The organism is Corynebacterium sp. HMSC036E10, from assembly GCF_001836265.1.
GTDB lineage: Bacteria > Actinomycetota > Actinomycetes > Mycobacteriales > Mycobacteriaceae > Corynebacterium > Corynebacterium coyleae.
In genome coordinates, this window is the sequence record NZ_KV827972.1 from 30340 (window position 1) to 49869 (window position 19530).

The following is a 19530-nucleotide window of genomic DNA, read 5'->3' on the forward strand; positions in this document are numbered from 1 at the left end:
CTGGGGTATATTTTCAAGAGGTGGAGGGCACGGCCCTCACGCGGGGCAGGGTGTGGTCATCGAGCAGCTTCCTCACTGTCGGGTGGGGACAACGGGAGGCGGAGGGCAAACACCGCTCCGCGACCGGGTCCGGGGGAGGTGGCGGTGAGAGTGCCGCCGTGGGCCTCGATCAATGCCTTGGAGATGGTCAGACCAATACCGGACCCGCCGTTGTCCCGGCTGCGGGCGGCATCCCCCCGGTAGAAGCGTTCGAAGATGTGTCCGAGCTGGCTAGGTGGGATGCCCTCGCCGTCATCGGCGACGTGGATGAGCGCGGTGGACGCCCCCTGTCGGTGGACGCTGATCCGGACCTGCCCGCCGGCAGGGGTGTGCCGTAGCGCGTTCGACAGGAGATTGCTCATCACCTGGCCGAAGCGTTGCCGGTCCACGCGCACCCGGGCGGTGTCCGTAATGGTCTCGACCTGTAAATCGACGCCTTTGTCAGCATAAGCTTCCGCCGCGGCAGCAGCGGCGGTATGGAGCAGATCCCCGAGCCCTTCCTCCGCCAGGTCCAAATCGATCCGGTGTTCCTGGGCCCGGGAGACATCGTCAATGTCTTCCATCAACCGGGTCAGGCGGGTGAGTTGGTCAGCCATGATCGTGTGGTTGGCATTATTCCAGTCCACGACCCCGTCCTGCAGACCATCGAGGTAGGCCGTGAGCACCGATAAGGGGGTGCCCATTTCGTGGGCCAGATCAGAGAGCATCTGGCGGCGGACCTGTTCGGTGCGTTCCAGCCGGTCGGCCATCGTGTTGAAGGCATGCGCCAGGGTGGCGACCTCGGGGCCTACTTCTCCGGCGGGCACGCGGATACGCGAGTTACCGGCCGCCAGGCTGGTAGCGGCGCGGGTGAGATCCTGCAGGGGGGTGCGCAGACGACGCGATAACCACAGGCTGGCCAGTAGGGCGCTGATCAAGGCAGTGGGCAGGGCGACGGCCAGGGTGATCAGGTTGGCGTCCCGGTAGGCCTGCTCGGCATGGAACAGCTCCAGCGAGGGGTCCTCTCGGCCAGCCATCAACATATGATCATGGAACAGGGTCGGGCCCACCGTCGTGGCCACGGCCGCGGCCACCAGCAGGCTAATCACCACGACCAACACCTGGGCGGCCAGGAAGCGGAAGGTCAGGCCGGGTCCGTGATTCATGGCTGCCCCACCCGGTAGCCCACGCCACGCACGGTGTCGATAAACCCCCGGCCTCGGGTGTCGGTACCGAGCTTGCGACGCAAGTTGCCGATGTGGACATCGACGATGCGTTCATCACCGACCCAGGTGGTGTCCCAGACCTCGGTGACCAGGTCGTGGCGGGTCAGCGTCTGGCCGGGGCGCAGGGCCAGGGCAACCAGCAGCTCGAACTCCGTGCGGGTGAGCTCCACGGTCGTCTCCCCCACCCGCACCTGATGGGCGACGGGGTCAAGGATGAGGTCACCAACGATCAAGGGGGTGGTCACCTGCGGTGGGGTGGTGCTGGTGCGCGGGCGGCGCAGCACTGCATGCACCCGGGTCACCAGTTCCCGGATGCTAAAAGGTTTGGTGATGTAGTCATCCGCCCCCAGGGTCAAACCGCTGATCTTGTCGTCCTCGCTGCCACGCGCGGTGAGCATGAGGATGTAGCAGTCCGAGAAGGTGCGGATCCGTCGGCACACCTCCAGGCCGTCGAGTTCGGGCAGCCCCAGATCCAGCACCACAACATCGGGGGAAAAGCGTCGGGCCTCGTCCACGGCCTGGGTGCCGGTGTGCGCCTGGCGGGTATCGAAGCCTGCCCGGATGAGGTAGGAGGCCACCATCTGAGCCAGGGGTTGTTCATCATCGACGACCAGCACCCGCCCCGGGGGCGTGGCGGTGGTCGGTGTGTGGTCAGCCATAGACCCCAGTATCGCTCCGGCCAGGGAGGAAGACCACCCTCGCTCAGTGCCCGGCGGGAAATCTTCATCAAATCTTCAAACATCACCCTTCGATCGCCGACACCCCTGTGCCCCACCCCGGGCCGGCGGCATCGCCTCCCCTGGTCGGTTCAGCAGGCGCCACCAGGGATTTCATTGCCTGACCGCATACCCGGGGCGGGTAGAAGGACATCGCCCACTGCTGTGGGGTGGTGTCCCGGTGGTGATCCAGCCCACCAAGTTCACCCTCTTTTCGCCCTGTTATACGACCGTGAGCAGGGTTTTTGGTTTCTAGTCCGTCGGGCACCCGTGCTAGATAAAGGTATGGCACCGACCTTGAGGCGGTGTCTTCTCACAGTGTTACCGCGGTCCAAGGAGATTGACGTGAAACGAGCAGCGATCGCAGCCGCAGCCCTTGCCCTCGCCCTCACGGGGTGTTCGGCCGCCGACCCGGAACCCACCGCCGACGGGACGGTGTCCCAGGACACATTCCTGACTACCCACGGCCTGGCCGACATGGACGCGGTGGAGATCATTGATCACCTCGACCGGCAGAAGGTCACTGAGCGTCCCACGGATCTGATCGCCTCAGTGCGTCCCGATGAACTGCTGCTCTCGAGCGATGACCAGGAAGTCGCGCTCGATCTTCCCGACGATCAGATGTATGTCTCGATCGCCCCCTATCTCACCTCCACCCACGACTGCTTCTACCACAGCCTCACGACCTGCGTGGGGGAACTCGACAATGAGGAAATCCAGGTCACGATCACCGATGAGGCAACCGGTGAGGTGCTGGTGGACGAGGCGACAACCACCTTTGACAACGGGTTTATTGGCTTCTGGCTTCCCGATGATGTCACCGGCCTGATTGAGGTCAGCTACCAGGGGCGTACCGGCACCACGGAGTTTTCCACCACCGACGACGGTGCCACCTGTGTCACAGACCTGCGCCTGACGTGATGGCTCAGCAGGATCCTCACCTGCGCCTGTCTCCCGTGCCACTGAAATCTTGCACCAAGGAAGTTTAAATCATGACGAACGCGTTTTCTCGACGACGGTTTCTGCTCAGCGGGCTCGTCCTCGCCGGCACCGGGGCCGTGGCCGCCTGCACCAGCGACCCTGGACCCGCCGCGTCGGCACCAGGTTCCTCCCTTCGCCCCACTCCCACCCCCACTGCGCTCGGTGAGCCGACGGTGCGCCGGACACTAACCGCCCGGCCCCTCTCCCTGGATATCGGCGGCATCGAAGCCAAGACGTGGGGATACGTCTCTGACACCGGGGATGCGGCCATTGAGGCCACCGCCGGCGACGTCCTCCAGGTCGATATCACCAATGAACTGCCTGAGAGCACCTCCATCCACTGGCATGGCATCGCACTCCACAACGCTGCTGACGGTGTGCCCGGCATGACCCAGGACCCCATTGAACCTGGCAAGTCTTTCTCCTATGTTTTTGAAGTCCCCCACGGTGGCACCTACTTCTACCATTCCCACACCGGCCTGCAGCTTGATCGCGGCCTCCACGCCCCACTGATCATCCGTGACCCGCAAGACGCTGAGGACCAGGACGTCGAGTGGACCATCGTGCTCGACGACTGGGTCGATGGTATTCAGGGCACTCCCGACGATGAGCTCGACAAGCTCACCGGAATGGGTTCGGGCGATCATAACGGAAAGGGAGGTCACGGCCATATGATGCACGGCACCCCGGACCGGGTACTGGGCGGGGATGCCGGCGATGTGATGTATCCGCACTACCTCATCAACGGACGTATCCCCCGTGCTCACCGGACCTTCGAGGCTCGCCCGGGCGACAAGGCCCGCCTGCGGTTTATCAACGCCGGCGGTGACACCATCTTCAAGGTGGCCCTCGGTGGTCACCGCATGACCGTCACCCACACCGACGGTTTCCCTGTCCAGCCCAAGGAGACCGAATCGATCTACCTGTCGATGGGCGAGCGTGTCGACGTCGAGGTCATCCTCGACGACGGCGTCTTCCCTCTCACGGCTTTGGCGGTGGGTAAGGACGACCGCGCCTTCGCCGTCATCCGCACCGCCGGCGGCCAGGCCCCCCGCCCCGATGTCGACTTCCCCGAGTTGTCGTCGACCGGACTGCTCCTGTCCTCTCTGAAGCCTGCAGACCGTGCACTCCTGCCCGAGGGCACACCAGACCGAGAAGTTGGCATCGACCTGGGCGGGCAGATGATGCCGTATGAATGGAGCATTCTCACCGACGGCCAATCGTCCTCCGCGACCGTGCAGGAGGGCCAGCGCCTGCGGATGGTCATGCGCAACAGGACCATGATGCCCCATCCCATGCACATCCACGGACACACGTGGGCGCTGCCCGGCAGTGGCGGGCTGCGCAAGGACACCGTCCTTCTCCGCCACGGTGAAACCATGGTCGCCGACCTGATCGCTGACAACCCCGGTGAGTGGGCATTTCACTGCCATAACGCCTATCACATGGAAACCGGGATGTTCAGCTCGCTTCGCTACGGGTAACGCCCACAGCAGGGTTGAGTGCCGAGGTGGGCAGAGTCGCTGCAGACCACCCACCAGGCAGCACGATGACCTTCCTCGGTGTTGTGGTCTTCCGGGACAACCAGAACACCGTCTTCTTCCCCACCGCCGCGGAATATGAAGATCTAATCCATGCCGAGCACACCCCCGCAGAGCGGCTGCGTCCCTTAGTGTGGTGTAACGCTTGCTGATGGTGGGCTCTGCGAAATAGTGGGGCGGCCACCGTTACGAGAGCTCCGGCATCCACACCGGCATGTGGCTCGGCGAATTCACCCACTTTTACGACGTGCTTACCGACGTCGGCCACGAGGTCACCCTCGACGACTACGCCGGCATCTATCTCATCGGCGGCCACGGCACCATGTTCGACTTTTCCAACGACGAGGTGAAAAAGGCCGTCGCTTACTTCGCTGACAACGACAAGATCGTCTCCGCAGTCTGCCACGGCCCGTGCGGTCTCCTCGACGTCACGCTGGCCAACGGCAGCAAGCTTCTCGACGACCGCACCGTCACCGGCTACTCCTGGACCGAAGAAAAGCTAGCCAACCGCACCGACGAGGTCCCGTTCAGCCTGGAGGACAAACTGCGCGAGCAGGCCGGCGAGTACACCACCGCCAAGATCCCGATGACCAAGCATGTGGTTGTCGACGGCAACCTCATCACCGGCCAGAACCCCATGAGCGCCGCCGGCGTCGGCGAAGCGGTGCTGGACGCGCTGAGCTAGTGGCTTGCTCTCACTACCTCACCGGAGCGAATCCCGGTCCATTCCCCATCTCGAACCACATGAGCCCCATTTACAAAGACATGGTCAATGCCATCAGGGTGCCGGACAGGGTCTGCAAAAGTGGCGTTATCGGTAACACCACTTTGCTTGAAAGCGACCAAATCTGCGGTCATACCGGGTTTGATCCTGCCCCTGGTTGTAAAACCGAAGATATCGGCGGGCAGGCTCGTCATCCGTCGAATCGCTTCAGGAAGTGAGATCACTTTCTCCTGGCCAACGTATCGGTCAAGGATTCGAGCGAACGTCCCATACGTTCGTGGATGCGGTCGTCCCCCGGTGCCCATTGGCAGGCCATCTGACCCAATTGTCGTGAATGGGTCTTTCAAGATTTCAATAACGTCTTCTTCCCGCATCGCATGCACCACCATCGAAGCCTGAAGGTCTTCTTCAATAAGCACACGCGCTAACGCGTAACCCGGTTCGAGATCGAAGACATGTGAGAGCTCCAGGATCGATTTGCCATCGAATCGGCCCGTCTTGCTGCTGCCGATCACTACTCCGTCCCAGCCTGCAGCGCGAGCAAAATTCTCAAAGTCGTAAGAGTTCTCGATCTGATCAAGTGCGGTATCTAGATCTTTTTCGCTCTTCAGATATTGGAGCAGACGGCCGCTACCACCAGCGTGCATCCACGGCGGAAGAACTGCCGTGAGCATCGTAGCTGCTGCCGGGTACGGATAAAGGTCCTGCGTAATACGCATTCCCCGATCACGGCTCCGCTGAAGAACCTCCAGTGCATCCGGTACGAGCGAGTTCTCCCGCTTGTTTGCAAACTTCAAGTGCGAGATATGTACCTTTGCCTGCGAATTCACTGCATGCCCGAGAATTTCAGAAATACTATCAAGCAGCCCGAGACTTTCATTTCGCATATGGCTGGTATAAACCGCAGTTGAAGGAAGCCTACTCACTAGATAGCCAAGCTCGTCTGGCGGAGTGAAGACGCCAGGGGGATAAATCAGTCCGGACGATAATCCAACAGCACCTTCCCCCAAGGCATCATCCAGCAGCCTCGACAGCTCTAGTTTCTCCATTCTTGATAGTTCTGACGAGTCCTCCCCTTTCACTGCAATACGAAGAGAGTTATGCCCAACTAGCATCGCATAGTTGGTTATTGGACCTGCCTGCTCAATCGCCGTCACATATTCGCGATACGAGTTCCACTCGAACTCTTGGCTTGGAAAAATGCGCCGCACTAACCGATAAAAACCTTCGGTTGTGGCTGGGTTGATCGGCGCCAAGCTAAAACCGCAATTTCCAACTATTTCTGTTGTAACCCCCTGCAACACCTTCGATAAGTCTTCGAACCCTAGGAGAGGCGAGTTGTCCGAGTGCGCATGCGTTTCTATGAAACCTGGAGCGAGGAAGTAGCCGCTTAAATCAACTACGTTGCCTGTCCTTACTGAGGGTTCCTCGGCACGGTCAAACACTTGCTTAATAGAGGCCCCCTCTATTAACAAGTCGAGAGCCTTCGGCTCGGATCCGTCTCCGTCAAGAACAAGAGCGCCGGTCAGCAGAGTATGCGTCACTTCACTCCCCCATTCTCTACTTCCGCGATGGTTTGGCGCTCGCGGGCTGGATCGAGCTCAATCCGTTTCAGAATTATGAGCGCGATACACGAAACCACAAGAAGCACCACCATCGCCATGAGGCCACCGGCGGATGATCCGGTCGCATCCCGCACATATCCCATAATGGTCGGTGCAACGAATCCGCCCAGAATTCCAAATGTGTTGATATACGCAATTCCGCCAGCTGCGGCGGTGCCCCCGAAAATTTCACCGGGGACAGCCCAAAACACGGTGTAAGCCGCCCAAACCATGCAAACAGCAACCAACAACATAAGGTAGGGAAGCAAGAATGCCTCTGTTTTCACAAAGGCGGCACCAACGAGTCCGACGATTGCGACGCAGGATGGGATAAATGTGTGCCAGAACCGCTCTCGTTGTTTGTCTGAGCTCCGCGTAATCATGATCATCACAACGATGGTGAAGAAATAGGGCAGCGAAGTCAGTATGCCGTTCTGAAAACGATCTTCGATGCCATAGTCCCCCAGAATCGATGGAAGCCAGAAACTCGTGGCGTAAATGCCACACATGATGCCAAAGTAAGCAGCAGCCATAACGTGGACCTGCGGCAGCTTGAGAGCGTCGGAGAACTTAGTCGAGGCGTGCCCCTCCGCTGTTTCTTCCAGAGTTTCACCGAGCGTGCGCTTTTCTTCCTCACTCAACCAAGTAGCTTCCTCGGGGGAATCCGCCATCGTAAACCAGAAGATGATTCCGAGCACTGCGGCCGGTAGGCCCTGAATCGGGAACATCCATTGCCATCCAGATAGCCCCAGAACGCCATCCATCCCTTCGATAACCAAGGCTGAACCGGCGGAACCAAGAATCGACCCAATCGGCCCAGCTAGCATATAGACGCCCATCGCGGTCGCCATTCGTTTCGCTGGGTACCAGTAGGTCAGGTACAAAATGATTCCCGGCGCAAAACCCGCCTCGAAAATCCCCAAGAGCACTCGTAGCAGATAGAGGTGCCACGCCTCGGAAACAAACATTGTGGCCGAGGACGCTAATCCCCACAGGACCATGATCCGGGTGATTGTTCGACGCGCCCCTACCCGGTTCATCCAAAGGTTGCTAGGAATCTCAAGACTTGCATATGCGAGGAAGAAGATGCCGGCTGCAAGACCGAATACTGCATCTGTCAGGTAGGGGTAGTCATCTTGGATATACAACTTTGCAAAACCGAGGTTGACTCGATCCAAGTACGCAAACACATAGCAGAGCAGGAGAAGCGGCAAAATTCGCTTGTTTATCTTCTTAAACAGAGCATCCTCACGCTGTTTCTGTGCGATCGACATCACATTTCCTTTCCTATGCGTGGATTTGCCACAGATTAGAGTCGATTGTGCTCTAGGCTGCAGATTGCATTATTTTCATTAAATACAATCCGTTTCCGCGTTTTTTAACCAATAGGGTGACTTATATGCACGTTGACATCACGGACCTTGAGATTGTCGACTACATCCAAAGAGACCCCACGATTAGTCTTAAAGAAATTTCGAAAGAAATCGGGCTGTCTGAATCGACTGTTCAGCGAAGATGGCGGCGACTCACAGGGGAAGGACTCGCCTGGACAGGAGCGGCTCTACACCCCAGTGCATCTGCCGGCCTCTTTATCAAGTTTTCGGTCCAAGAAAGTCACCTTGCGAGCTTGCTTTACAAGAATGACCTCGTCACGGTCGGACGTCTTCCTGGTGTCAACCGTTACTTCGGCCTCATCATCCGTGATGATCTAGAAAAAGCGCTCTTAGGACTGCAAGACAATTACCCCGAGCTGCGTGATGCGGAGGACCTCACTGTTTACCCTTTCGTTGCGATCGGGGGAGGCGTCACATGGAAGCAGGAAATCATCGATCACCCGGGCCCCAACACTCCCCTTCCTCTACCGCTCGAAGGCACTCCACCGCCTCACAGATCGTTTAGCCCCCTCGACAAAAAGGTATTTTCTGCGTTATCGAAGGATGCGAGAGCATCGATCCGAGAAATCGCAGCAGTAGTGGGGACCTCGTCGAGTTCGGTTCAGCGCTCGCGAGACCGGCTACTGGATGATCGGGTAATGGTTTTTCGGTGCGATGTGGCTCGTCGAAAGTTCGACTACAAATTCTCCATCGTGGTGAGCATGCGTGCGAGCCAAGACTCAGCCAGAGCATTGGTTAGAGAACTTAGCGAATGGTCGGAATCCCGCTTCTGTGCGGAGGTGATCAGCGCAAACAATGTGGTAGCAGTTTTCGGCGTACGTGACGCTCACCTTATCGGTGACCTGCTCTCACGGATCGAAAAGACACATCCCACAGCGAGAATCATGGACTACGAAATCTGTTCCGGGATGGAGAAAGTTTACGGATGGGTGCTTGATCGGCGAGGACATCAAATCGGACATGTGACACCACAACCGTGGTGAATCTCCTACACAACAGTTACGACCGAGAGGTCCTACCCGCATCGCACAGATCAAGGGAACTCACGCTAGGAGCGAGCGCGCTAGCTCCTAGTTCAGCACGTTACCCCGGCTGAACAGACAGCCGAGAAGACCTATGTCACACGTTCAAGGTGGACGGGCATGGGTTTTACTCGATACCCCCTGTACGTAAACCAAAACCCACAGCACCGTTACTAAACACGTGGTCTAAACAATTCAAACAGCGAACGCCATCACCCTGATAGCACCCCGCTACAATGCCGAGAAACGATCCACGAACGCAGACAGCTTCTCTCTCACACGTGACCGGGCCTCATCGCGGTCCGTTTGGTTCCCAGGTCTGGGTGCAGTCGGCAGTAGTTTCGTCATAGCGGTACCAGACGTTTGCAAGACACCGGTGCGGAGCGCTTCCTCTACAAGCGAATACGCCTGATCGGTGTTAAGCTGCTCCGCTTCGATAAGCTCTATTAGCTCTCGATCCCGTCGGTTCGCAATGAACATCTCCCAGCGCTGATCTGTATCGCCTGGTACTCCTGCACCCTCTTCAGAGCACAGAAACTCTTCTATCAGGTCACGCTTGCTGCGCAAGGTTGGGGAGGTTTCAACACTGCGTTCGATCATCTCCCGAGACTCCTTCGCTCCGACGTTGTCGCCTTGCCCCTGCTTTGTGCGGTAGTCATCAATCAACATGATTATGTAATCGATTTCCTTCTCAACCTGCGCATCCGGTACCGATGCAGCCCCGCCGAATTGGTTCTCTTCGAGCTCAGACGCCGTCTCTCTTAGGTCGGCAGGCAGGTTTTGGTGCAGGACGTACTGGCGCAGCAACCTGTCGATGGCCATGCGGATCTTAAGGCGTGAAAGCTTCTTCCCGGCCTGTCGACTGAAGTACTCAGCTGCAGTGTCCATGTCTACAGAGTTAATAACGTCATCGAAGCGACCATACTCGTTGATATTGGCCTCATCGACGTGTGCAGCGAGGATTGTCCTCAATAGGTCGGGATCAACGCCGACCGCGCGAACGAGTTGCTTGAGTTCACGATCTTGTTGCGTGAGTTTGTAGTCATTGACGTAATCCTGCACGGTCTTGCCAGGGCTTAAGACTGCATCGCCAGATTGGATGTCATGGAGCCAACGGTTCGCAAAGACTTGATCTTCCGCACTTAACCGTGCAAAACCAGCATGCAAGTCTGAGAGCAACCCATCAAGTTCAGCCTGCGGTAGCCCGGCTTCAATGGCGCGTAGGTACTTTGTGTACTTCGCGTTGAGGTAATCAGCGTCGATTCGCGCAGTGTCGATATGCGTGATGTGGACGTTGATGTCGTACGGCGGACGCTCATCATCTCCTCCCCCACCTGGTTCCGGCTCAGGTTCGCCGTCTGGACGGTCAAGTTCCTTGTAGCGTGACAGCAGCGCGATATACACCGGCTCGGTGAGTTCCACTGCTATCGCGGTGTCGGCAAACTGGTACGTGTCCTTCTCCCAGGTAAAGCCCTGGACCTGAGCCGCCTGGAGATGTTCATAGAGTTCAGGTAATACTCTCGCGAATTCAAGGCGATCTGCTTCTTCATCGGGCAGCCGAGAGAAATCATCGATACCAGCAAAAAGTCGCTTGATAACGCCAAAACACTGGTTGATTTGATTTAAATGCTCATCAAGGTGATCGACAAACAGTCCGAAAGGCTTATCCCCCGAATACAGCTTCACGGCGGCGCCAATGTTGCGCGTCATCGTGTGAGGCTTGCGGTAGTAGCGAATAGAACCGAAGGGCTTTTCCGGTCCAAAGACGCGGTTAGTTCGTGAGAACGCTTGAATAATGTTTTCGTAAGCGATGACCTTGTCAAGGTACAGAGTGTTCATGTTGCGCGGTCGTATCTAGTAACACCGTGGTGAGTATCGAGTAACGCATTGGTGAGCATCCAGTAACAGTCCGGGGGAGGATTCTGGTGACCGCGTGACTTCAGGGCACGCGGCGTTACCAGAGGAGTCTGATTGTGACTGACTACCGGGCGGTAATGGATCAAGTGCTCAAAGGCTGGTCTTTCCGCCAAATCTGTTCGAGTCTGCGGTGCTCGCACACCACGGTGCAAAAAGCACGCGATGCGCTTGTGGAACACAACATCACAACGCGTGAGCAACTTCGTGGGGTTGCAGATCATGAGCTAGCGGACTGGTTCGTCGACGGGCGCAGCCATGCTCAGGGCGATTTCGTTCCGATCGATTTCGACGCTGTCGCCAAGGCGCGTATCGGGCGCAACAAGGTGACTTTGCAGGTGCTGTGGAGCCGCTACACCGCGCAGCCTGCGGGGCTGGGCCAGCGGTATTACAGCTACGAGCGGTTTCGCCAGCTTGTAGCCCAACACGTTGATGTAGCTGGGATAACCGCCAGGATCACCCATGCCCCAGGCCATACGATGCAGGTGGACTGGGCAGGCACGAAGATGCGACTGTTTGACCCCACCGGCGGGCAAGGCTCGAAGGTCAGTATCTTCGTCGCCTCGCTGCCGTACTCGGGCATGGTATTCGCCTGCGCGTGCGCTAATGAGCGCCAAGACGCGTGGCTTGCAGCCCATATCCGCGCGTTCGAGTACTTCGGCGGGGTCGCCGAGGTCATCGTGCCAGATAACGCCTCGACAGCCTCGAACGCGATCAGTGCTGCGGACAGGAATCGCCGGGTCAACTCCACCTACGAGGAGTTTTTGGAGTATTACAACACCGCCGCGTTGCCGGCCCGTGCAAAACGCCCCAAAGACAAGGCCAGCGTCGAAGCTGCAGTCAAGATCATCACCCAGAACGTCATCCACGCACTCGATGGCCACCAGTGCGTCGGGATAGACGAGCTCAACACAAAAATCACTGCCCTGGTTAATGGGATCAACGCTGCCGAACCGTTTCGCGGCAATGCGACGAGCAGGCGCGCATTGTTTGATCAGTTCGAACGCGACGTGCTCACCGCGCTGCCTGAAACACCGTGGCAGCGTACCGAATGGAAACGCGCCAAAGTCGCACCGAATTTCCACATCAGAGTGCACAACGCGCATTACTCGGTACCCCACCTACTGGTGGGCCGCACCGTGGACGTGCGTATCACCGGTGATAGCCTTGCCGTCTTCGACGCTGGGCAGCGTGTGGCCACTCACCAACTCGCACGTGCCCGTGGAGTGTACGTCACCGACACTGACCACATCCCGGCGAACATAAGTGACACCCGTGGGTTGTGGACAAGCGAGTACTTCCTGCGCGAAGCTGCCAAAATCGGGCCAGCCACCCGCCAAGTGATCTCCGAGCTCATCGAAGCCAAGGCGATCCCTGCCCAGGCGTACCAAGCGTGCCGCAACGTACTCAACATGGGCAAACACGCCAACAAGCCAATCCTCGAAGAAGCCTGCCGGCGTTTGGTGTCCACTGACGGCGCCAGGCGTTCTGTGTCGTATACCGCGGTGAAAAACATGATGGCCGCCGTACGCAAAGACACCTCCACACGCCCCACAGGCACCGATGTACCAACCGACCAATCAACCGGCAGACCCATTGACGGTGTGCCTGCCCCCGCAACCCGTGACACACGCGGCGCCTACCTCGGTGGTGCTGCCCAGTTCAGCCTCGAAAACCTCACCAAGAAAGGATCTGCATAACCCATGCCCCACCCACAGCCAGCATCAGCATCCGCCCGCTTCCTCGACGAATCAGTCCTGCCGATCTTTACCGACCTGCGCATGACCGCCTTCGGACAAAGCGTCATCGACATCGCCGCCGATCCTGCATTCGACGACTGGAGTTTCTTAAGACAAAGTGCTCTACGCACTCGACAAAGAGGTAGCGGCCAAGCGTGAGAGACGAGTCAACAAACTACTCAAAGCATCCCGATCGCCAAATCCCGATGCTTGTATCGAAGACATCACCTACACGCCCGACCGCACCATCAACAAAGAGCAAATCACCCGACTCGCTCACTGCCAATGGTGCCAAAGCGCACAAAACATTGTCATCCTGGGCAAATCCTCCGTCGGCAAAACCTACCTCGCCCAAGCACTGCTCACCGCGGCGTGCCGAAACGACTACTCCGCACGCTTCTTCCGTACCGACACACTCGCCAACCACCTCGCCGTGCTCAAACACGATGATCCAGCCCGCATCACATTCCTCGAAGACCTACACAACACAGACGTGTTAGTCCTCGATGATTTCCTCACCACCCCAATCGATGCCGCCACCGCACACCAACTGCTCAACATCCTTGCAGAACGCGAACCCCGCGGATCGACCATCGTGACATCCCAGTTCACACCCGACGAGTGGTACAAATCCATCCCCGACGCCGTTATCGCCGAATCAATACTCAACCGACTCGTCGCCGGCGCCGAAATCATCACACTCGAAGGCACCAATATGCGACTGACCCAATAACCCCCGCTACCAACCCAAACGCCCGGGTGTTACTGGATACTCACCCGGGCGTTACTCGATACTCACCACACCGTTACTAAACACGTGGTCTAAACACCCCCCCGACGGCGGCAAGCCGTAGATGGGGGTCTCCCCTGCCCTGTATGGCCCTGTAGCGGCCTAACAGGATGTCGCCAGGGTCAGTGTCCAGCGACAGCGCTAAAACCGCTCTAATTCAGCGAAAATCGAAGAATTAGAGCGGTGTTTTTTGAAGCGTCCTGGGTTCAGATTCAGGTAACTCAAGGATGAGTGTGAATCCGGGGTTTGTGTCTTTGAGAAGGCCCTTTAGAAGCCTTCAAGTACTTCGTAGAGGGCGGTGGCTAGGGTTAGTCGCCGTCGCTAGCTGTGCTTGGCTGTTAATGTCATGTCGACCAACTGCAGGAAGCGTATAACGTAGTCTTTGACAAAGCCTGCGGTGCCTTCATTGAGATGGCCGGAGTCTTCGAAGAGGGTGGGGGATTGGCCAAGGAATACCTCGGGCTGACCAGGAAGCGGCATATCGAAGTAGGACAGGGCGAGCCGGAGGTTCTTCTGTGAACTGTAGCCGCCCATGCGGCCTACAGAGTGACTGATGATACCTGCGGGAAGGTTCTTCCAAGCCACATCCGAGTTGGGCTTGGAACCGATGTCCACTGCATTCTTGAGACAGGCAGGGATAGTACGGTTATTTTCCGGGGTAACAAAGAGGACGCCGCTCGAGTTCTTGATGGTGTCGCGGAAAGTGGTGTACTCAGCTGGAATGGGCTTGTCCGTGACCGAGGGGTCATCGTAGTCGAAGTCATAGAGCGGCAAGTCACGGATTTCAACGATGTCTGCCTGGTAGTTTTCAGGGATCATTGTGAGCACTTCGTGTGCAATCTTGCGCGCAAATGAGCCGCGGCGCAGGCTGCCGACGATAACACTAATGCGTGGGGTGGTCATAGGAAGTCCTTTCTTCTTAGTTGGGCGTAGGTACGTGCGATCAAGGGAGAAAAGGCTTGCAGCCAAAGGCAGGCGGTGGCCCGGCGGCGTGGGCGGCAGTAAGAAAGTTATCCACTTTGTCTTCTTCATGGCGGAAGTACAGTTCGATGAGTCCTAACAGTCCCCCGAGGACGGCCTCCCGTGCGGCGGACGTATCCAAAAGCCGCATGGCTGCTGGTTGGTTTCCTTCGCGGATGGCTTCAAACAGCGCGATGGTCTCAAGCCAGCTTCCTTGGTCTGGTCGTGGAAACGGTTTAGAAATCCCAGTCATCATCACTCGTTTCTTCAGCGGTGCCAATGACATAGGAGGAACCGGAGCCGGAGAAGAAGTCATGGTTTTCATCTGCTCCAGGTGCTAGGGCAGCGAGGATTTCCGGGTTCACTTCCGTTTCTTCAGGTGGGAAGTAGTCCGGGTAGCCCAAATTCATGAGCGCCTTATTGGCGTTATAGCGAACGAATACAGCTACATCATCCATGAGCCCCAACGGCTCATATAGCTCGCCGGAATAATCCAGCTCTAGGGCATAAAGCTCTTCGAGCAAGGAAATAGTGAAATCATGCATCTCCTGTTGCCGTTGTGGAGCAGACGTTTCCAGTCCGCGCTGGTACTTGTAGCCTGAGTAGTAACCGTGCACTGCCTTGTCACGCAGAATGAGGCGAATCATGTCTGCTGTATTTGTCAGGGTGGCGTGGACGGAAAAATGCAGGGGAAGATAGAAACCCGCGTAGAGAAGCAGCGAGGAAAGCAGCGTCGATGACACTTTGCGCTTGAGTGGATCGGGTCCAAAATAATGAGTGAGCACTTTTTTGGCGCGTGCCTGGAGAAGGTCATTATTCACCGCCCAGCGGTATGCCTCATCAATTTCTTTCGTACTGCTCAAAGTAGAAAACACTGAAGAGTAAGAACGGGCATGGACTGATTGCATGAAGGCGATGTTGGTATACACGGCCTCCTCGTGCTCGGTGCGGGCATCTTGGATCTGACAGATTTCGCCCACAGTGGCCTGGACGGTGTCCAGGGTGGTGAGTCCCGTGAACACCCGCATGGTGAGGTTGCGTTCCTCCGGTGTCATCCTCTGCCACGCCGGGAGATCGTTTGAAAGTGGAACCTTTTCTGGCAACCAAAAGTTGGCGGTGAGGCGGTTCCACACTTCAAGATCCTTCTCATCGCTCACCCGATTCCAATTGATGGCGCGGATGCGGGCTGAAGGGTCATGCCGGTAACTTGGCGGCGTAACTGAGATGCTGGTTAGCTCAGCAGTGTTTGATGTTGAAGACATAGCTTCTTTCTTTCTTGATGGATGGTTGTGAATGAAGGAAGGACCGTGTTCCTACAGAGCACAGGAAACGCAGCCTTCGACCTCGGTTCCCTGGAGTGCAGGTTGGCGTAAACGGATGTAGTACAAGGTCTTGATTCCGGCTTTCCAGGCATAGATTTGTGCCTTGTTGATGTCCCGCGTAGTGGTGTCAGCGGTGAAGAACAAAGTCAGGGAAAGCCCTTGGTCCACGTGTTGGGTGGCCATAGCGTAGGTGTCGATGATTTTTTTGTACCCCACGGTGTAGGAGTCATCGAAATACTCCAAGTTGTCGTTGGTCATTTCCGGTGCGGGGTAGTACACGCGCCCCAAGCGGCCTTCCTTGCGTATTTCAATCTTGGAGGCAATCGGGTGTATGGACGCGGTGGAGTCATTGATGTAGGAAATTGATCCAGTGGGTGGAACTGCCTGCAAGTAGGCGTTGTAGATGCCGTCTTGCATCACTTGGTTCTTGAGCCGTAGCCAATCCTCGCGTTGAGGAATCTGCACGCCAGCCTCATGGAATAGCTGTTTTACGTGGTCAGTGGCCGGCGCCCAGTCTTGGTCGATGTACTTGTCGAAGTAGACGCCAGTGGCATAGGTGGATTCTTCAAAGCCAGTGAATCGTTGACCTTTCTCAACCGCTAGCGCATGGGATGCACGGAGCGCATGATAGGTCACGGTCAGGAAATAGATATTTGTAAAGTCCAGTGCTTCGGCGCAGCCATAAGGAATACGCTTGGAAGCCAGGAAACCGTGGAGATTCATTTGGCCCAACCCGATGGCATGCATGGATGCATTACCGTGAGCGATGGAAGGAACAGCTTCGATATTTGTTAGGTCTGAGACCTTCGTGAGAGCGCGCACCGCGGTTTCAACAGTTTCCCCAAAGTCCGGTGATTCAAAAGCTTTAGCGATGTTGAGCGACCCTAGATTGCAGGAAATGTCCTGGCCAACGGTGGTGTAGTTACCTGAGGCGCCGTAGGTGGATGGCGTGTTGACCTGGAGGATCTCACTACACAGATTGGACATATTGATATGTCCTTTGAGGGGATTAGCGCGGTTGACCGTATCCTCAAAGAGTATGTAGGGGTATCCAGATTCAAACTGAAGCTCAGCCAGCGTGGTGAAAAACTCGCGGGCCTTGATAGTCGTATGAGAAATTCGCGGATTGGAAACCAGCTCGTCGTAATACTCGGTGATAGACATGTCAGACATGGCTACGCCGTACTCGCGAGCGATGTCATACGGGCTAAAAAGATGCATATCCTTGTTCTCTTTGGCCAGCTGGAAGGTTATATCTGGAATAACAACTCCCAGCGAAAGAGTCTTAATGCGGACTTTCTCATCGGCATTTTCCCGCTTGGTATCCAGGAAACGAAGAATATCTGGATGGTGCGCATGTAGGTAGACGGCTCCAGCGCCCTGTCGAGCGCCCAATTGGTTGGCATAGCTGAAGCTATCTTCCAGAATTTTCATGACTGGGACTACGCCGGAAGCTTGGTTCTCAATCTTTTTGATTGGGGCTCCGGATTCGCGCAGATTGCTCAGTAACAAGGCCACACCACCGCCGCGTTTTGAAAGCTGCAGTGCAGAGTTCACGCTGCGGCCAATGCTTTCCAAATTGTCTTCGATGCGAAGGAGGAAGCAGGAGACCATTTCGCCACGCTGGGCTTTTCCTGCGTTGAGAAAAGTAGGGGTGGCGGGCTGGAAGCGTCCGGTCATGATGTCATCCACCAGCTTCTCCGCAAGCTCTTCATCGCCCTGTGCAAGGTACAAAGCTGTGGTGGCGACGCGTTCTTCGTAGCCTTCCAGAAATCGCGAGCCATCAAAGGTTTTCAGTGCGTATGAAGTAAAGAACTTAAATGCGCCGAGGAAAGTGCGGAACTGATGCTTGGCTCGGTGGGCTCTGTCGTACATAGTGCACAGAAAATCGTCATCATAAAGCTCAAGGAATTCCCGCTCGTAGTATTCGTTATCAACCAACCACTCCAAGCGCTGCTTGGTGGATTCAAACTGATGCATGCGGGGAGTGACATGGTGCGCTAAAAAGTCTTGTGTTGCCTCAATGTCCTTGTCGAACTGGATTCTTCCCGAATCGTCGAATAGGTTCAGCTGCGCGTTGAGTGCATGGTAGCTCTTGCGCTTACCGACACCGCCGGCATCGTCTGCTGAAGCGGTGCGGGGCGTAGGGCCAATGGGCTGTGTGGGGGTGGCCTTAAGTGGCGGCATTGTGGTTTCCAATCTGTGTGTTGCGGATGTGGTCTTCATTTTGTGGGAAATCAATGGGGTATAATTGTTAGTTGCTTTGCTGCTCCCAAAACTTGTGAAGGCCCTGCTTTACAGCGGCAACGTCCTTCTGCGTGCCGAGTAGCTCGAAGTGATACAGCTCTGGAACGTGGCACTTAGCGGAAATGATGCGGCCGGCGACGCAGTAAGCGCTTCCGAAGTTGGTATTGCCTGAGGTAATCACGCCCCGGATAAAGGAACGGTTGATTGGGTCATTGAGGAAGTCGATGACCTGTTTGGGGACTGCGCGTTTGAGCGAGCCACCGCCGTAGGTTGGAACGATGAGTACGTACGGGTGTGAAACCTGGATCATTCCGGTTTTCTTGGGCCGCAGTGGAATGCGCACTGCGGGTCTATCTAAGCGTTCGACGAATCTTTTTGTGTTTTCAGAAACGCTAGAAAAGTACACCAAATCTGGTGAGTCTGACATGACAATCCTGCTCATCCTGGCCTTAGCCATAAGTGGGATAGGTGATGATCGAAAAGATTAACTACGTACTACCGTAGTTGCAAACTACGCCGCACCGTAGTTTTTAAAAGGGCAGGTAGGGACAGGATTAATGAGAAAGGGAAAGACTACAGGCTGTGGTGTGCTACAAACACTGCGTCCGTAGCTGGGCGCCCAAGTACTACCCACTGAGTACTGTCGGCTACCTGTACTTCGAGCGATTCTGAAAAGGGCGTTCCTTCGCGCGTGGTAAGAACAGCCCCAATGACGATGCCTTGCTCTTTGAGGAAGGCCAGCAGTTGTGGGTCGGAATCAGAAATGCGTTCCACGGTCACCTGCGGTTGTGCGCCGCTGTCGGTGAGACGGTGCGCACTGGGGATAGTGACCTGTCCATCAACCGTAGGGATAGGGTCGCCGTGTGGATCCCTAGTGGGGTAATTGAGGAACTTATCCACGCGCTCTATGAGCATGTCAGACACCGCGTGTTCAAGATTTTCGGCTTCATCATGGACCTCGTCCCACGTATAATCCAATGCTTGAACCAAAAAAGACTCAAGCAATCGGTGGCGGCGCACCATGACCAATGCGTACTGCCTGCCAAGTTCGGTTAACTCCACAGAGCCATAGGGCGTGTGTGACACGAGCCCTTGCTTCGACATTTTGCGCACTGCATCGGAGACCGAGGAGAGCTTGAGTCCCAGCTGTTTCGCTATAAGTGTGGCGGTAACGGGCTCGGATGACCATTCCTTTAGCCCCCAGATAGCTTTCAAATAGTTCTGGGTACTGGTGGACAGCTCAGAAACAGACATGAGTAAATGTTAACCCAGCTTCCGTATGCGCCTTAGGCGCTGTGCTGTTGCGACCGGTTATTTGGTAGCAGTGTCGTG

Annotated in this window: 17 protein-coding genes; 6 read left to right on the top strand and 11 right to left on the bottom strand. The window is 56.6% G+C overall.

Features of this window, described 5'->3' with window-relative positions; all coding sequences use genetic code 11:
• Positions 1-56: 56 nt before the first annotated feature.
• A complete protein-coding gene (locus HMPREF2736_RS03700; RefSeq protein WP_070828921.1) occupies positions 57-1184 on the bottom strand; it encodes a sensor histidine kinase in 1128 nt (375 codons plus the stop codon).
• Positions 1181-1903 (bottom strand): response regulator transcription factor, encoded by a 723-nt coding sequence (locus tag HMPREF2736_RS03705; RefSeq protein ID WP_070828922.1) that lies wholly within the window; start codon positions 1901-1903, stop codon positions 1181-1183. Before HMPREF2736_RS03705 ends, HMPREF2736_RS03700 begins: the two co-directional genes overlap by 4 nt.
• Before the next feature lie 402 nt (positions 1904-2305).
• Between HMPREF2736_RS03705 and HMPREF2736_RS03710 the strand changes: the two genes are divergently transcribed.
• The 3 genes from HMPREF2736_RS03710 to HMPREF2736_RS03720 all read left to right on the top strand — a co-directional run bounded on the left by HMPREF2736_RS03710 (position 2306) and on the right by HMPREF2736_RS03720 (position 5167).
• Positions 2306-2881 (top strand): CueP family metal-binding protein, encoded by a 576-nt coding sequence (locus tag HMPREF2736_RS03710; protein WP_070828923.1) that lies wholly within the window; start codon positions 2306-2308, stop codon positions 2879-2881.
• 71 nt (positions 2882-2952) lie between these two features.
• Complete coding sequence (locus HMPREF2736_RS03715; RefSeq protein WP_070828924.1) at positions 2953-4425, top strand: multicopper oxidase family protein; 1473 nt, start codon at positions 2953-2955, stop codon at positions 4423-4425.
• Positions 4426-4696: 271 nt separating this feature from the next.
• Positions 4697-5167 carry a type 1 glutamine amidotransferase domain-containing protein gene (locus tag HMPREF2736_RS03720; protein ID WP_083322973.1) on the top strand — a complete coding sequence of 157 codons (471 nt, stop codon included), beginning with the start codon at positions 4697-4699 and terminating at the stop codon, positions 5165-5167.
• On the opposite strand, the gene HMPREF2736_RS03725 is transcribed toward HMPREF2736_RS03720, so the two are convergent.
• Together HMPREF2736_RS03725 and HMPREF2736_RS03730 are read right to left on the bottom strand one after the other, a co-directional pair.
• Positions 5164-6750 (bottom strand): N-acyl-D-amino-acid deacylase family protein, encoded by a 1587-nt coding sequence (locus HMPREF2736_RS03725; protein WP_070828926.1) that lies wholly within the window; start codon positions 6748-6750, stop codon positions 5164-5166. The genes HMPREF2736_RS03720 and HMPREF2736_RS03725 overlap by 4 nt on opposite strands.
• Positions 6747-8084: an MFS transporter gene (locus HMPREF2736_RS03730; RefSeq protein WP_070828927.1), complete on the bottom strand. Its 1338-nt coding sequence runs from the start codon at positions 8082-8084 to the stop codon at positions 6747-6749. Before HMPREF2736_RS03730 ends, HMPREF2736_RS03725 begins: the two co-directional genes overlap by 4 nt.
• Positions 8085-8209: 125 nt before the next feature.
• Between HMPREF2736_RS03730 and HMPREF2736_RS03735 the strand changes: the two genes are divergently transcribed.
• The gene (locus tag HMPREF2736_RS03735; RefSeq protein WP_070828928.1) at positions 8210-9187 is read left to right on the top strand and encodes an AsnC family transcriptional regulator; all 978 of its coding nucleotides are present in this window, start codon (positions 8210-8212) and stop codon (positions 9185-9187) included.
• Positions 9188-9457: 270 nt separating this feature from the next.
• On the opposite strand, the gene HMPREF2736_RS03740 is transcribed toward HMPREF2736_RS03735, so the two are convergent.
• Positions 9458-11065: a type I restriction endonuclease subunit R, EcoR124 family gene (locus HMPREF2736_RS03740; RefSeq protein WP_070828929.1), complete on the bottom strand. Its 1608-nt coding sequence runs from the start codon at positions 11063-11065 to the stop codon at positions 9458-9460.
• Between the two features lie 134 nt (positions 11066-11199).
• Between HMPREF2736_RS03740 and istA the strand changes: the two genes are divergently transcribed.
• Both istA and HMPREF2736_RS03750 read left to right on the top strand, forming a co-directional pair.
• The gene (istA, locus tag HMPREF2736_RS03745) at positions 11200-12840 is read left to right on the top strand and encodes an IS21 family transposase (protein ID WP_083322974.1); all 1641 of its coding nucleotides are present in this window, start codon (positions 11200-11202) and stop codon (positions 12838-12840) included.
• A 157-nt stretch (positions 12841-12997) separates the two neighbouring features.
• On the top strand, positions 12998-13612 hold the full coding sequence (locus tag HMPREF2736_RS03750; protein WP_246822048.1) for an ATP-binding protein: 615 nt from the start codon (positions 12998-13000) through the stop codon (positions 13610-13612).
• 378 nt (positions 13613-13990) lie between these two features.
• Here the strand turns inward: HMPREF2736_RS03750 and HMPREF2736_RS03755 are convergent, their stop codons facing one another.
• The 6 genes from HMPREF2736_RS03755 to HMPREF2736_RS12805 all read right to left on the bottom strand — a co-directional run bounded on the left by HMPREF2736_RS03755 (position 13991) and on the right by HMPREF2736_RS12805 (position 19452).
• Positions 13991-14572, bottom strand: coding sequence for an NADPH-dependent FMN reductase (locus HMPREF2736_RS03755; RefSeq protein WP_022862715.1), 582 nt, complete (start codon positions 14570-14572; stop codon positions 13991-13993).
• A gap of 40 nt (positions 14573-14612) precedes the next feature.
• On the bottom strand, positions 14613-14882 hold the full coding sequence (locus HMPREF2736_RS12185) for a hypothetical protein (protein WP_034666257.1): 270 nt from the start codon (positions 14880-14882) through the stop codon (positions 14613-14615).
• Positions 14866-15891 (bottom strand): class 1b ribonucleoside-diphosphate reductase subunit beta, encoded by a 1026-nt coding sequence (nrdF, locus tag HMPREF2736_RS03760; RefSeq protein ID WP_034666259.1) that lies wholly within the window; start codon positions 15889-15891, stop codon positions 14866-14868. The genes HMPREF2736_RS12185 and nrdF overlap by 17 nt, the downstream gene beginning before the upstream one ends.
• A gap of 51 nt (positions 15892-15942) precedes the next feature.
• A complete protein-coding gene (nrdE, locus tag HMPREF2736_RS03765) occupies positions 15943-18138 on the bottom strand; it encodes a class 1b ribonucleoside-diphosphate reductase subunit alpha (protein WP_052205721.1) in 2196 nt (731 codons plus the stop codon).
• 67 nt (positions 18139-18205) lie between these two features.
• Positions 18206-18655, bottom strand: a complete 450-nt coding sequence (nrdI, locus tag HMPREF2736_RS03770; protein ID WP_052093126.1) for a class Ib ribonucleoside-diphosphate reductase assembly flavoprotein NrdI — start codon at positions 18653-18655, stop codon at positions 18206-18208.
• A 116-nt stretch (positions 18656-18771) separates the two neighbouring features.
• Positions 18772-19452: a metal-dependent transcriptional regulator gene (locus tag HMPREF2736_RS12805; RefSeq protein WP_022862719.1), complete on the bottom strand. Its 681-nt coding sequence runs from the start codon at positions 19450-19452 to the stop codon at positions 18772-18774.
• Positions 19453-19530: the final 78 nt, after the last annotated feature.

Coding starts and splice junctions, on each gene's coding strand:
- HMPREF2736_RS03720 (WP_083322973.1), top strand. CDS start 4,697: ATGTGGCTCGGCGAATTCACCCACTTTTACGACGTGCTTACCGACGTC.
- HMPREF2736_RS03740 (WP_070828929.1), bottom strand. CDS start 11,065: ATGAACACTCTGTACCTTGACAAGGTCATCGCTTACGAAAACATTATT.
- HMPREF2736_RS12185 (WP_034666257.1), bottom strand. CDS start 14,882: ATGACTGGGATTTCTAAACCGTTTCCACGACCAGACCAAGGAAGCTGG.
- HMPREF2736_RS03715 (WP_070828924.1), top strand. CDS start 2,953: ATGACGAACGCGTTTTCTCGACGACGGTTTCTGCTCAGCGGGCTCGTC.
- HMPREF2736_RS03755 (WP_022862715.1), bottom strand. CDS start 14,572: ATGACCACCCCACGCATTAGTGTTATCGTCGGCAGCCTGCGCCGCGGC.
- nrdI (WP_052093126.1), bottom strand. CDS start 18,655: ATGGCTAAGGCCAGGATGAGCAGGATTGTCATGTCAGACTCACCAGAT.
- nrdE (WP_052205721.1), bottom strand. CDS start 18,138: ATGCCGCCACTTAAGGCCACCCCCACACAGCCCATTGGCCCTACGCCC.
- HMPREF2736_RS12805 (WP_022862719.1), bottom strand. CDS start 19,452: ATGTCTGTTTCTGAGCTGTCCACCAGTACCCAGAACTATTTGAAAGCT.
- HMPREF2736_RS03730 (WP_070828927.1), bottom strand. CDS start 8,084: ATGTCGATCGCACAGAAACAGCGTGAGGATGCTCTGTTTAAGAAGATA.
- HMPREF2736_RS03735 (WP_070828928.1), top strand. CDS start 8,210: ATGCACGTTGACATCACGGACCTTGAGATTGTCGACTACATCCAAAGA.
- nrdF (WP_034666259.1), bottom strand. CDS start 15,891: ATGTCTTCAACATCAAACACTGCTGAGCTAACCAGCATCTCAGTTACG.
- HMPREF2736_RS03700 (WP_070828921.1), bottom strand. CDS start 1,184: ATGAATCACGGACCCGGCCTGACCTTCCGCTTCCTGGCCGCCCAGGTG.
- HMPREF2736_RS03705 (WP_070828922.1), bottom strand. CDS start 1,903: ATGGCTGACCACACACCGACCACCGCCACGCCCCCGGGGCGGGTGCTG.